Genomic DNA, 12,986 nt, shown 5'->3' with positions numbered 1-12,986 from the left:
ACGATAGGATCTGATATGCGCCAGAAGCGGAACATCGGACCTCTCCAGACTTCGGACCTTCAGCACCCCGTCCGCCCCCTTCCGTGGCGGCGCAAAGCTGAGCGGACATTTGTTGCGGCCATGCAGAGAAATCTTCTAAAGCTCTACCCAAGCGTCGCTCGATAAGGACCCACACACGTGACGGTGGCTATCAACGGCACAGCTTTGATCCGCCATGCCGCGACGCAGGTCGATTATCGCATCGAGGCCGAGGAGCTCGATTGGGACCAGGTCGGTGGCGATGAGGAGCAGATGGGCCCGCGGCTCCAGTTCGCCGCAGAAATCGACCATCCTGATCTGGGCTTGCTGTCGTGGGAGGCATGGGAATATCCGGTCGGCATCTTGGACGACATCGACCAGAACATCGGCCCTCACCAGCTGATCGAGAACTTCGATTTTTCCATCGAGTTCGAACCCGACGAGCCCGACTCGGAAGACGAAGATTCATCCCTCACGGCAGAGGAGCGAAAATCGCAGATCGACGCGATGGTGGAGTGGTTCCACGCGAACTTCGAGGATCCCGCCAACCGGTTGCCCTACGTCAGCGCCGAAGGCGGCTATCAATGGGTCAATGGTGGTCCCTTCGATGCGCGCGAGGAGGTCGAAAGCAATTTCCCCGACGCTCCGCAGGGTTTGATCGAGGCCGCGGTCGATGAAATCCAAAGCGACGGGCTGTTCGATTGGGCGTCAAAGGACTTCAGCGACTTCGACGATGGCGACCTAGACGACGCGACCCAAGCGCCAGACTTCGATGACGACGACGAGGAAGACGTCAGCGTCGAGAGCCTGATGGAGGCCGTGGCGGCCCAATTAGCCGGCGGCCAGGGCGACGGTTCAGTTCCGAAATTCGGCCGAGACGAGCTTGGGCGTCTGGATTTCCAAGGCTGGCCTGAGCCAGCGGATCTCCGGCCGCCATCTCCTCTACTCGCGCCGCTTCGAGAGGCCGCCCAACGGCTGGTGCAATCGCTCGCGGGCACCAACGCCCACATCAACCTGCTTCGGGCTGCTCAGAACTACGAGGAAGTCTTGAGGGGCGACACACCATCCATCGGTGGTGCCTATGCCCGTGGCGTAATGCTTGAGAACGCCTACCGGCATTCCCGCGATCTGATCGAACGTGAAGAATTGCCGCCTCTGCCGAACGACGCCCCGCTCGCAGCTGATGATCTGATTGCCCTCCACGGCGCCTTCGTGATGAACAACCCAGACGGCCAGGCCCTCGTCGAAGGGGCTGCGGCCTACCAGATGCCGGAGCGGACAATCGAAGCCTTTGAGCGGGCAGCCACGCGCTTCGCGACCGAAATTCAGCAGGCGACGGCACTCTTTTCTCCGGCGACTCAGACGCTGGTTGCCGACGCCGTTCAGTCGGTGGGTACGGGACCGCATTCTGCTCGCTCTCGCCAGGTCGCCGGGCTGGTCATAGGTGGGCTTGCCATCGGCATTGGCCATGTTTTGGGCGAGACCGGCATGTCTATTCTGGTGGATGGCTTTAAGGCCAGCGCATTGGGAGCCGGTGCAGTTCAGGCGGCTGCTGCCGGCTACAACACACTCTTCAACTTCGTGGCGGCGCATCTGCACGACATCAACACGATCATTGCCGCAACGGGCACAGATGCGGGTTGGCTCTCCCCCCTATCCCGGCTGATCCAAAAGCTCAGGCGTCAGGCCAACGAGGCAGCCTGGGGCGGATAGCAGGATTTGGTCCGCCGTTTTGCAAGGCCGTTCGCTTGACGCGAAACGCGCCATGAGCAGAAGTTGGGCTGCCTCCAAGAACGCGACGTTCGTGGGCCAGGTGCTCATGGCCTACTCGATGACAAAGGACGGCTGGTAGCTCTTGTTGCCCCGGCGATCGAAGTCAAACTCGTAGACGACGCAGGGCGCGACGCCGCGATGTTCCTGACCCAGGAAGAACATCACGCTGTTGGGGCAGGCCGCGAAGATATGCACGACCGCGTCGGGTTCCTCTCGGGCGTCGCGAACCTGGTTGGCGACCTGCTCGGCCAATGCCGCGGCGTGTCCACCGCCGGCGACGACTTGCTGCCCAGGCCCGGACGGCATCGCGAACGTCAGGAGCTTCCCCACACCCTTCAGCGACTTGGCGATATAGGCGCGCGTTTCCTTTTCGGCGTCGCGCGACACGCCCAACGCCACGGCGATGTCCCTACCCTTGCCCAGCGCCGCCGAGGTCACAACGAGCCTGGCCGCGTCCGTCTCCGTTCCATCGTCGGCGCGCCACTCGCGACTACCGACCCGCCCCTTCTGGACCAGGGTGGTGTCGACGCCCGATTTCACGTCCAGCACCGAGCCGGCCAGGAAGGCGATGGAGGCATGGGCGTCCAGCGATAGGCGAAGCTTCCCCGACCGCCGGACGGCCTCGGCCAGGAAGGTGGAAACTCGCGGCCCGATGTCGTCCTGCCAGCTACGATCCGCGCGCAGGTATCGTTGATTGAACGCCTCGGTCAGGACCAGGGTGTTCTCGGGCGAGGCGATGCTCAGGTCGGCCGCCAGACCGTGAAAGCTGCGAATGGCGACCGGCAGCGGCGCGTCCACCAAGGGCGCGACCTCCACCAGCAGTCCTTCCTCGGCCAGGATCGCGCGCAAGGTCTCGCGGGTGAAGCTGTTGAGGCGCCGCGATTTGAGGGCCTGGGCCAAGCCGTCATAGCGGAAGTCGGAGTTGGTCCGGCAGGTCAGGGCGCCGACCACCTCCGCCCGCAGATTGACCTGGGAGCGCAACTCATCGAGCGACAGCTGCCCATCGAAGATGCGTAGCCCCGAGACGACGGCCTTCAGCTCGTCGTCCGAAGCCAGTCCCAGGTGCTCGCGCCAGAGCTTACGGATCTTGCCGGTCTTGCTACGGTCGGTGGTTCCGTCGAACAGGCGGTCGATGAGGATCGAGCGATCGGTCCCCGACAGCAGCGGCGACAGAGGGTCGTCGTCATGGATGCGATAGGTGGTGACGAAGTCGAACTGGGCGCCAGCGGGCGCGATCTTCTTGGCCTCGCGCAGCCGCTGGAGAAGCGACACGCTGGTCGCGCCGATGAAGTCTGGCTCAATGAAGTCCTTGTAGCCAAAGCGGCCACCCAGCTCGACGTGCCATTTGACCTGGTGATAGGTCGCAGGCACCCGCACCGGTCCTGACCCCGCGATGGGCGGATCATATTTGACCACGACGTCGTCGAAGGCCTTGGGCGCATCGGCCTCGAAGGTGACCTCCACGACGACCGAGTCCGTGGCCAGCATGTGCAGGGCGTTATGCCAGAATACCCGCGCCTGGTACTTGTCGCCGTTCCATCGCGGCGTCACCGCATCGGCCATGATGATCTCCAGAATATGCGGTCGGCGCGACGCGCCCCTACGACAGCGGGAACTTGGGCCCAAAGAGCGCGCGCCAGGCCTTCAGCGCCTCGCCGTTCTTCCCCTGCCGGCTCAGATTGATCGCCAGACTGGCGTCGCGGCTGGCTGCCTGCAGCAGGGTTTTCGCCCGCTGCTTGCGGGCCGCGTCCATGCCGTCGCTGATCGGCGGGCCAAGGCCGGCCGGATCGGGCCATTCGTCGGTTATCCTGTCGGCCAGGGTCTGGAAGAACGACTGGAACTCGTAGTCGAACCGGCCTTGCCAGCCCCCGTACAGGCACTGGAGCGCCATGACCTCGATCAGGAACGAGGGTTTGACCGGCTTTTCGCCGTGACGGGGGTTGTTGTTCCAATATTTGGCCATGCGCACCAAGCCCTTCCATTCGTTAGAATAGGCCTGGTGGGCGGCCACGGCCTTAGAGGCGTGGATTTCCGGATTGGTCTTGATCCACTCGCCCTTGTCTGTGTCGGCGATCTCGTAGTCGGCACCGCAGGTGAAAGCCGGGACGACGTCAACGCTGAGGACCCGGTAGTCGGTGTTGTCCTCGGCGTCGGCCACGATACCGAAATCGACATTGACCGAACGGCCCTGTTTGCGGACCGCGCTGGCTCCGTACTTCTCGACCAGGGCGTCATAGAAGTCACCGATGACCACCGACGGTGCCTTGTCGCGGTACGTTTCGCGCTCCGAGTCCTTGAGGACGAAGAAGATGTCGATGTCCTTGAGCGGCTTGGTCTTGGTGTGCCGCTTGTAGGACCCGGTCAGGAAATCCTTCTCGATCTTGAACTTCGCGCGGATGTAGTCGCGCACTTCGGTATGGCGCGCGGTGGCGTTCTTCTGCTCGCGGTCGTTCAGCTCCAGGCGGCTTTTGAACTTCCGAAACGCTTCATCGACGGTGAGCATCAGCCCTTCCTCCAGTATCCGGCGTTGGCCCCAAGGCCGCTGTGATCGATCGTCGTTCCCAGGGACTGCTTGGTGAAGCCGGCGGTCGAGCGGGCGCTGCCCTTGCTCCAGCCGGCCACATCGGGACGGCCCGGCTTGGTGTGCAGCAGCAGGCGATACTTGGCCTGGCTGGGCCACACGCCGGCCTTGAGGATCGCGTACTTCAACTGCTCGGTGTCGACCCAGAAGTTGCCGTCGCCGGAGCTCCAGCCGTAGACGACGTCCATGTCCCAGCGAACAAGAAGCGCGTCGGTCTTTGGATCGAAAATCTCCAACTTGACGGTTTCGAGGTCGCCAGTGTCGAGCCAGGTGCGGATGCCGCGCATGTTGACGTCCCAGTCGTCGATGAACGCGGCGGGGTCCAGGCCGCTCAGACGGATGATGTCCTTGAGGCTCTTGAGCATGTTGTCGGCCACGTAGGTGACCGAGTGGGTGTAGGTGTTGACGGTGACGGCGGTCATGACCCGAGGAATCCTTTCGGGTCCAGGACCAGGCCGGCGGCCTTCTGGCCACTGCTGGCGCTTTCGCCGCCGGTGGCCGAGGCCTTGTCCCGGGCGGTAATGCGCGTGCTGTGCTTTTTCAGCGCGCCCTGGACCCAAGCCAGGTCGTCGGGCTCGCAAGGGAGCGACACGCGCCAATCGCCGTCCAGGGGATCATAGCCAAGGGCGTCTTCGTTGGCGTCCGAGCCGTCGATGGCGTCATCGTCGTAGAGACAATAGATGCGGGTGCGCGGCCCATCGCAGGTGACGACGATTGCCGCGTCCTTGGCCGCCTTGTCGGCGATGATGCTGGAGGCGACGCCGGCCACGGCCAGCAGTTCGTCGCGTTTGGCGCCGGTCGCGCCCCCCGTCAGAAGATCGACGACAGCGCGCCAGGTGGCGCCGGCGTCGCGTTGAGGCGTGCTGGAAAACCTGCGACTGGCGACGGTGGTCATTTCGACCTGCCCCCCGTGCGATTGGCCTTGGCGCGCTGGGCCGCGCGCAGCACGTCATCGAGCGTGACCTTGGCCGGATCCATCGCCACTTCCTGGCGACAGGCCAAGGCGTTGGCCACCATCTTGCGGATCGCGCGGCCATCGAGCCCGACACACTCCTGGGCGCAGCGCTCAAAGCCCGGCGCGGAAGCCAGGCGACCGATCTCGGGATAGGTCCTCCCCAGGCCCGTCAGGCAGTCGCGCAGGATCTGGCCGCAGGCCACCCGGTCGGGCAACGGCACGCGCAGGACCAGGTCGCAGCGGGAGGTGAACGCGCTGTCGACGGCGTCGGGGAAATTGCTCGTCGCCACGAAGAGCAGATCGGGGAACCGCTCGGCCAGCGCGTCCAACTGCACTAGGACCGCGTCGGTGGCGCGGTGGATGTCGATGGGGTTGGCTTCCAAGCTCATCTTCGAGCGGTCGGCCGCCAGGGTCTCGACCTCGTCCAATAGGACGATCGTGGGCCCGCTCATGGCGGCCTCGGCGATCGCTTGGGAAAAGAGGTCCGAAACTGCCCGCTGGGTTTTGCCCATCGCCGAGCTGGTCAGGGAATGGGGCTCGACTTCCAGCAGCTTGAACCGGCCGCCCCGGAACGCCATCGCCGTGCGATGAGCCAGCCCCCGCGCCAGCGACGTCTTGCCTGTGCCGGGCTCACCGGTGAGCAGGATGACGCCGTGCAGGGGAATGACGGTCCGATCAACCTTGCCCCGCAGGGTGAAGTTGAGCACCGCCTGGGACAGAAGCTGCTTTTTGGTCTCCTCCTCAATGACGATGGAGTCCCACAAAGCGCCCAGCTTCTCGTCCGGCAGCGGCCGGCTGCGGCTGATGCCCTTGGGCAGTTCCGCGTTATAGGCGTGACCGTCCCTCATAGCTGGACCTCCAGACGAGCGGCCTGACGGGCTGGTGGCGTTGAACGAGGACAGCAGTGGGCGGTGTCGAGGTCGGCGCTAGGGACCATGGGCCCCTCCTTTGGTTGGCGCTCGGCCGCTGAATGGCTGCGGCATTCACGGTCGCGAGCGGATGTAACCAGACCTCCCCGACAAAATGGGACGTAGGGTCAGCCGCCAGCGCGCGCTGTACCTACTGAGGGTCCTTCACGACCCTGGAGGAATGATTTGGATACATCCGAGCCGGCCAACGGCGCTGTTAGCAGTCGCGGCCATTGTGTGCTTACGCGGCCGCCGCTATTGCTCGCTTACCGACTCGGAAACGGGTTGGGAATCGGGTGAGAGGATGGACTTTCCGGTGACCGGCAAAGTTCCAGGATGTTCCGTCCTCTCCCCACCATCAGCGATCTACGCTGCTTCAATGCTTTTCAGCCGTCGCTCCTGCTTTGAAGACGTCCTGAGAATCCGACCAAGCCCGTCGGCGAGATAAGCAAACTCAAATGATGTGGGAGTGGAAACCGGAATCATCCACTCGCCAGTACCCGATAATACGAGTCGGCCGTGGGCGGAAAGACCCCATTTACCAATTCCGACTATGAGGCCGATTCGTCCCACTTGTCGACCTTCGAGTCAAGATGTTGTGGTCCAGGCGTCCATAGCCTCCAGATCGTGGTGAAAGCGGACTTCGAGCGGCGAGTTTGAACCGACGCTGCTCCGCTTCCGATCGCCAAGTATCCCCAGATAATTGCCGGCACGCGGGGCGAGCCGAGCGCGCCTCGCGCGCCCTTGATGAAGCCGGCCCGCTTGAACTGCGGCAACTCCAAGATCGAGACGTCGCTGGCGATCAGCAGATCGACCGTGCAGCGGCGCAGGGCGAGGGAAGCGAGGCGATGCAAACGACCTGCTCAGGATTGACCAAGACTTGAAAGGCTAAGCGGCTCCTGGGCGGCCTCGGCCTAGGGCAGATCCCAATCGCGGCCACAAGCACCATTCGATAGCGAACTCGCTGGACGGCGAGCTCTATCGGATTGGCGGGATCCCGGCGCACAAGGCCTTCGTCATCATCAGAGGAAACCTGCGCCTACTCTACGTCGCGCCCGACTACGGCAACTGCCGCTACGCCGCACAAAAGGTGTTCGGCATAACTGGGCGTAAGCTGGACATCGACCACGCCTTGGGTCGCGAGCTCACATTGCATAAGCGGGCTTGGTACACGCTGGTCACTCGCCTTGATCCAGCTGCGAACCGGTCACATGGCTCTCGAGAACGGCCTCCGCTGACGCCGGCGCCGATGAGCCTTGAGAAATTTTACTACACCGACGAGCGGACTCTTCGAAAGATCCTGGGTCTTCCCAGCTAGCAACTGCCAGAAATCGCGCGCACTTATGGCTATGAAATCATGAAGGCCCATGAGCGCGAGATGGCCGTGTCCGAGGCGCTCAAAGCCAGACGCGCTTTGGGCATGAGCGGACGACAGGTTCACGCAGCGCGTCTAACTAAGCTCGAGCGCCACCGGCGTGGCTAGCCGCGATCGCGCCACAATAGCGGACGTTGGTGCCGCTCCAGAGACATGACCGTCGGGGCAATCTCACCCTGGGTGATGAGGTTGTGTCCTATGACGTTGCTTGCGGGGATTTCGGACCGGCCGTGGTGATCGGCGGCGAGTCAGGCCCTAATTAGTGGGGCACGCGACCGCTCAGTTCCAGCTCCTCGAAGACTGCGGAGCTGCTCGGAAACAGAAACTTCATCAACGGCGCGAACTTTAGGTTCGGGCGATAACGCGCTGGCAGGGCCATCCCCAATGGTACCAAGCGCGCCACCTTCCGATGCCACCGGCCATCATGATCTTGGGCGCGGATGGCGGCACCGTGCCCGCTGGCTGCGGCAAGGGCCAAGAACGCGGCAAGATGTTGGGGATGGTGATCAAAGATCGCGTGAGCAACACCGATCATCGAGTCGCAGCCAAAACCTATCGCGTAGCCGCTAAGCGCCGCGTGTGTGATCCGCGCGTTCAGACCCGCCTCGAAGGCGAAGCAATATTCGGAGGGCAAACAGACGCCATGCGCGCCAAATTGCTCTACAAATTTCTGCCATCGCTGAGCACGGGCGTCGAATGCTTCAATGCCATCAGCGCTCTGGTTCAAGTATGCGAGAAACTCAGCCCTAAGCGACAGCGCTTCTAGGCCTTTTTCTATGTTGCACGTCGTGACACGGTCACATGTGGAGGCTTCTGGAGTTATTTCTAGGTGATGGTATTGCATTTGAATTCTTCGGTTCAACCAGGGCCTTACTGATAAAGGTGCAAGGCGACAAAATCGGTCGCATGGGCCAGTGGCGCCGGAAGAAATTCGTAAGCTTGCCGGATCAGTTTTGCACCGCCGAGACACTGGTCACGAGGGTTTGGCTGGCGAGTCTCAAGCCTTCCCTAGCGGTGATCTGCCGTCAGCGTTAGGAGGGGTAAACTAGAAACGAACTATCAGGAGCGACCGGCGCGTGAATATCGAGCGTTTGCAGATCGAAGGGGGCTTCCTGGATGGCTTCGATGTCAAGTTCGCGAGCGGCCTGAACGTGCTGATCGGGGCGCGCGGCACAGGCAAGACCTCCGTCATCGAGCTCCTTCGCTTCGCGCTGGCGGCCCGTAACCATACCACCGAAGCGGGGCAACGATCGGCCGAGCATGCCCGCGCTGTCTTGGGCGACGGCGAGGTCACAGTTCAAGTGGGGGACATCCTTGACACCATCATCGTTAGCCGCGCTGGCGGTGATGCGGAGCCACAGGCCAATGGCAAATATGAAAAACCGCTGATCTTCTCCCAGACCGAGATCGAAAACATTGGCCTCAGCGAAGGGGGACGGCTGCGTCTGGTAGATAGTTTCGTTTCGAAAGGTGCCTCCCTTTCGGCTGACGAGGCAGCCGCAGTTTCGGCGATCAAATCGATCTTCAAGGAGATCAGCGCCCTGGAGGACGAACGAAATTCCCTGGGCGCCGGTCTTGAAGGGCTCGACGCGCTGCAGCAGCGGATCCAGGCATTCGAGGCCGAAGAGGAAAAGCATCGCGCGGCTTCCTCGGATCTTACTGACAAGCAGGCACAATTGGCGACGATCACAGCCCAGGTAACCAACCTGGCCGTACGTGAAGAGGTCCTTTCGCGCTTTGCCGCTTCCGCTCAGGCCTGGGCAGAAAACCTCCAAGGCATGATCGGTGATGACTTCGGCGTGGAGGCCTGGGACGAGCTGGACGGACCAGACCCATTGGCGGCCTTCCGCAAACGCTATGATGAACAGGTGGGACTCGTCGGAGTGATCGCGTCCAAGTTCGACGCGATGCAAACCGAGGCTGTCGCGTCCAAGGAGGCCCTCAGCGGGAGCCGCATGGCTGCGGAGGCCCAGTCCCGCGCGTTGAGAGTCGAAGTCGAGCAGTCGGTTTCGGGCGCTGGCGCAGTTTCGCGCCAACTGGCGCAATTGCGTACCGAAGTCGCACAGATCAACGCCAGGCGGAAGATCGTGGACGAGCGGGATCAGCGCCTGCGACAGATGAGGGTGCGGCGTGACGAACGAATCCGAGCGTTGGACGCCGTGCGGTTGGAACGGTTCGAGCAAAGAACGCAGGTTACTAACGACCTGAACAAGGCGCTTGGCCCCCAGATCAAGGTGTCGGTGGACCGGTACGGGCAGTACGCCGACTACAATCGCGCCTTGACCGACGCGCTTCGCGGCAGCGGCATGCGCTACAACGATCTCGTGGGGGCGTTGACACAAAGCATCAGCCCTCATGAGCTGGTCCAATTCCTGGACACCAACGACTTTGTCGGCCTAGCTGATATTTCTGGAATTCCGAAGGATCGCGCCGCCCGACTGCTGGGCCATCTGCGCGAAGCCGGTGCCGCGGACATCGTTACCGTCAGCATAGAAGACAATGTCCGGATGTCGTTACTAGATGGTGTAGACTACAAAGACGTCGAACATTTATCGGCTGGTCAACGGTGCACCGTCATCCTGTCGATCGTGTTGCAGCACTCGAGCAGAACCCTAATTATCGATCAGCCCGAAGACCATCTAGACAACGCATATATTGCTTCGACGATCATCAAAGCCATCAAGACCCGCAAGGCAAACGGACAGCTGATCATTTCGACCCACAACGCCAATATCCCGGTCCTTGGCGAGGCCGACCTAGTTGTCGAGATGACCTCGGACGGTCGAAATGGCTTTGTTCAGGTCTGCGAGGCCTTGAGCAATTCCAAGGCCGTAGATGCGATCACCAACGTGATGGAAGGCGGACGGGACGCGTTTTCAAGCCGCGCGCGGTTCTATGATGAGCACGAACTCTGAATGACGCACGACGAGGCGGTCGAACTCCTGCTTTCGGCTGACGCGACGGAGCGGCTAAGAGCCGCCCGCCATTTTGCAATGAACGCAACAAGCGCGGATCGGCGGAGACTGAAGGCGGCGCTGCTCCAAGAGAACGTGCCGTGGACGAAGCGAGCTCTAGAACGGGCAATCAGCCGGCTGGGGCCGGCAAAAGAAACCCAAACCGTGGCTCAACCCGTCTATGCCGATCCTCCGCAGCGGTTGGTTTCGGAGCTCCGCGCCAGGGTCATCGACGAAGTCGCCGGAACCATCATCCATGAACTTTCAACCATCGTGGCGTCGCTGAAACTGGTCGCGCCTCGCGAAGCACCCGACTATGCCGGCAGCCGCACCGAGACCCTTGTCAATTCTCTTTCGAGCCTGCTGGGCGGCATACGTAACCTGAAGGCAGCGGCCAGTCGGGCCAATTACAGCCAATGCGATCTGGCCCAGGAATGTCGCGACGCTTGTGGAATCTTCGTCGATGACGGCGAGCTCTTCAGGTTTGGTGGCCCTTCTCCTTTTCTGGTGGAACTCGATCCAGATTTGTTCAAAATCGCTTTGACCAACGTCGTGAAGAACGCGGTCGAAGCCGTGCGGTCCCTGCCCGAAGGCGCGCCGCGCGCGGTGACGTTGAACTGGGGGTTTGCCGGGCATGAATACTGGGTCGCCGTCCTCGATACCGGTTTCGGTTTCGAGCGAGACCCGGGCGGCATGGTGGATTTTGGCCAGAGCACAAAGGACAAGTCCGAACATCTCGGCTTTGGCCTGGCTACGGCGAAGCAGGCGATGCAGGCGCTAGAGGGCGATATCTATCCGACTAATGCGCTCGAGGGGGGTGCCAAGGTCGAGCTGAGGTGGTTTGGCGGCGATGAAGATTCTGTTCGTTGAGGATAACGAAGGTTTTGCTGGAGATCTCCAGCCCATCCTTCTTGAGATACCCGGCGTCGAACAGGTCATCAATGTCCAGGACCTGGAGGCGGCTCGAAAGGCGCTGGATGATGATCTCATTGATCTCATAGTCTTGGATCTCTCGATCCCATCGGGGGCGGATAGCGATGCGCCTGACCCGGCGCATGGACAAACTCTGTTCTATGAAGCTCAAAAGCGTCATCCGGGGACCCCGATCTTCATCCTGACTGGCTCCGAGGCCGATAAGTTCAGCCGACAGCTTGCCCGGTACGGAAACCAAGTCCGCCTGTGGGGTGACAAGACCCAGATCGAAACGGTCAGTTACTTCCTGAAGGAAGAGGTCGATGAACTCGTGGCTCGCGTCACGGCGGTCGCGGGGTGTTTTGGGAGGATGGACGCGGTAGCGATCAACACGCGCATGCGCGATCTCGGCCTAACGCCCGTTCAGAAGCGGATGCTTAAATCCTACGCCAACTCCGTCGACTGTGTGGCTTGCGACGTCAGCCTGCTGAGCGGTGGGCTTTCCGACGCAAAGGTCGTCAAAGCGACAGCGGTCGATGGCGCCCGTAAACCTCAAGCCCTATGCGCCGGAAAACTGGGGAGTCGATCGATCGTTCAGCAGGAGAAGGAAGCTTACGAAGCCCACGTCCGCAAGTTGGGCGTCGGAGCGTGCCCCGCGCTGTTCTCCGTTGTAGAGGATGGCGTCGGACAGAGTGCGGCCATCTTTTACACCCTGACCGACCAGGACACCCTGTCGTTTTTCGAGCGATTGGCCGCCGACGTCACTGTGGGCAAGAAGGTCGTCACGCACGTTCGCACTTCCCTGGCGCGATGGAGCGAAGCTGCTACGGCCGGCATGGCCTTGATCCGTGACGTCCGGCGACGCCTAGTGGCCGACGACGTCGCCGAAAGTCTCTACCAGAAGCATGATCTAGAAGACCTGAAGAGTGTGGAAGACGTTCCCATCCAGGTATCCCAGAGTTGCATTCACGGCGACCTCCATTGCGGGAACGTGTTGGTCAAAAGCGGTGGCGAGGCGGTGCTCATAGACTTTGGCGACGCCGGCCCTGGCTACACAGTGATGGATCCGATCGCGCTCGAACTCAGCCTGGTGTTCCATCCCGACGCAGCCAAGTGCGGTCTGCGCGAGAAACTCATGGACCAATTGGAAGACTGGCTCGACGAAGGAAAGTTCGTCGGCACCAGCGGCCTTGGACCAATGGTCGGTGCCTGCCGGGAATGGGCTCACGATGTCGCTGGCGGCGACCTAGCTGTTCTTGCCGCAGCTTTCAGCTATGCGTTCCGCCAATTGAAGTACGAGACCGTGCCGACCGACGTCACAATCAAGTTCCTGCGGATGCTCGCCGAGCGGATCCGAGGGGCTACCAGCGGAGCCTGAAGGTCGAAGTGTTCTGTCCATTTCCTCGAATGGTCCCAGCCGTAACCGGACCCTCCCAAGGTCCGAGAAGAGTCAAAGCTAGCCCTAAATTAGTCGCGTAGTTTGGAGTCAGATTTTGAGATTTTGGAGTCA

Annotated in this window: 11 protein-coding genes; 4 read left to right on the top strand and 7 right to left on the bottom strand. The window is 61.7% G+C overall.

Annotation, left to right across the window (positions count from 1 at the left end):
- The first annotated feature begins 177 nt into the window (after positions 1-177).
- Positions 178-1,731 carry a hypothetical protein gene (locus G3M62_RS11760; RefSeq protein WP_165187211.1) on the top strand — a complete coding sequence of 518 codons (1,554 nt, stop codon included), beginning with the start codon at positions 178-180 and terminating at the stop codon, positions 1,729-1,731.
- 111 nt (positions 1,732-1,842) lie between these two features.
- Here the strand turns inward: G3M62_RS11760 and G3M62_RS11755 are convergent, their stop codons facing one another.
- From G3M62_RS11755 to G3M62_RS11725, 7 genes are all read right to left on the bottom strand, one after another.
- A complete protein-coding gene (locus tag G3M62_RS11755; RefSeq protein WP_165187209.1) occupies positions 1,843-3,354 on the bottom strand; it encodes an SAVED domain-containing protein in 1,512 nt (503 codons plus the stop codon).
- Positions 3,355-3,391: 37 nt separating this feature from the next.
- A complete protein-coding gene (locus G3M62_RS11750) occupies positions 3,392-4,294 on the bottom strand; it encodes a CBASS oligonucleotide cyclase (RefSeq protein WP_165187207.1) in 903 nt (300 codons plus the stop codon).
- The gene (locus G3M62_RS11745; protein WP_165187206.1) at positions 4,294-4,794 is read right to left on the bottom strand and encodes an HORMA domain containing protein; all 501 of its coding nucleotides are present in this window, start codon (positions 4,792-4,794) and stop codon (positions 4,294-4,296) included. Before G3M62_RS11745 ends, G3M62_RS11750 begins: the two co-directional genes overlap by 1 nt.
- The gene (locus G3M62_RS11740) at positions 4,791-5,267 is read right to left on the bottom strand and encodes a hypothetical protein (protein ID WP_165187204.1); all 477 of its coding nucleotides are present in this window, start codon (positions 5,265-5,267) and stop codon (positions 4,791-4,793) included. The genes G3M62_RS11745 and G3M62_RS11740 overlap by 4 nt, the downstream gene beginning before the upstream one ends.
- Entirely contained in the window at positions 5,264-6,175 is a 912-nt protein-coding gene (locus G3M62_RS11735) for an AAA family ATPase (RefSeq protein ID WP_165187202.1), read from the bottom strand. The genes G3M62_RS11740 and G3M62_RS11735 overlap by 4 nt, the downstream gene beginning before the upstream one ends.
- Positions 6,176-6,786: 611 nt before the next feature.
- Positions 6,787-7,089, bottom strand: coding sequence for a hypothetical protein (locus tag G3M62_RS11730; RefSeq protein WP_165187200.1), 303 nt, complete (start codon positions 7,087-7,089; stop codon positions 6,787-6,789).
- A gap of 780 nt (positions 7,090-7,869) precedes the next feature.
- On the bottom strand, positions 7,870-8,454 hold the full coding sequence (locus G3M62_RS11725; protein WP_165187199.1) for a hypothetical protein: 585 nt from the start codon (positions 8,452-8,454) through the stop codon (positions 7,870-7,872).
- A gap of 232 nt (positions 8,455-8,686) precedes the next feature.
- On the opposite strand from G3M62_RS11725, the gene G3M62_RS11720 reads away from it, so the two are divergent.
- The 3 genes from G3M62_RS11720 to G3M62_RS11710 are packed head-to-tail and all read left to right on the top strand — an operon-like array spanning position 8,687 to position 12,854.
- A complete protein-coding gene (locus G3M62_RS11720; RefSeq protein WP_165187197.1) occupies positions 8,687-10,525 on the top strand; it encodes an AAA family ATPase in 1,839 nt (612 codons plus the stop codon).
- The gene (locus tag G3M62_RS11715; RefSeq protein ID WP_165187195.1) at positions 10,526-11,434 is read left to right on the top strand and encodes a sensor histidine kinase; all 909 of its coding nucleotides are present in this window, start codon (positions 10,526-10,528) and stop codon (positions 11,432-11,434) included.
- The gene (locus G3M62_RS11710) at positions 11,415-12,854 is read left to right on the top strand and encodes a phosphotransferase (RefSeq protein ID WP_165187193.1); all 1,440 of its coding nucleotides are present in this window, start codon (positions 11,415-11,417) and stop codon (positions 12,852-12,854) included. The genes G3M62_RS11715 and G3M62_RS11710 overlap by 20 nt, the downstream gene beginning before the upstream one ends.
- Positions 12,855-12,986: the final 132 nt, after the last annotated feature.

It is taken from the genome of Caulobacter soli (assembly GCF_011045195.1).
GTDB lineage: Bacteria > Pseudomonadota > Alphaproteobacteria > Caulobacterales > Caulobacteraceae > Caulobacter > Caulobacter soli.
This window is presented reverse-complemented; position numbering and strand designations above follow the sequence as displayed.